Origin of the sequence: Pectobacterium sp. 1950-15 (assembly GCF_037136835.1) — a bacterium.
Classification (GTDB): domain Bacteria; phylum Pseudomonadota; class Gammaproteobacteria; order Enterobacterales; family Enterobacteriaceae; genus Pectobacterium.
On sequence record NZ_JBBBQR010000052.1, the window covers coordinates 1 to 418 of the forward strand.

1 rRNA gene is annotated in these 418 nt (G+C 52.4%); it reads left to right on the forward strand.

The features are described from left to right. A 16S ribosomal RNA gene (locus WCT94_RS20740) occupies positions 1–405 on the forward strand; the annotation flags it as partial. Between the last annotated feature and the right edge of the window lie 13 nt (positions 406–418).

Below are 418 nucleotides of genomic sequence, written 5' to 3' on the forward strand. Positions count from 1 at the left end.
GGCCGGGAACTCAAAGGAGACTGCCAGTGATAAACTGGAGGAAGGTGGGGATGACGTCAAGTCATCATGGCCCTTACGAGTAGGGCTACACACGTGCTACAATGGCGTATACAAAGAGAAGCGACCTCGCGAGAGCAAGCGGACCTCATAAAGTACGTCGTAGTCCGGATTGGAGTCTGCAACTCGACTCCATGAAGTCGGAATCGCTAGTAATCGTAGATCAGAATGCTACGGTGAATACGTTCCCGGGCCTTGTACACACCGCCCGTCACACCATGGGAGTGGGTTGCAAAAGAAGTAGGTAGCTTAACCTTCGGGAGGGCGCTTACCACTTTGTGATTCATGACTGGGGTGAAGTCGTAACAAGGTAACCGTAGGGGAACCTGCGGTTGGATCACCTCCTTACCAAGAAGATGTG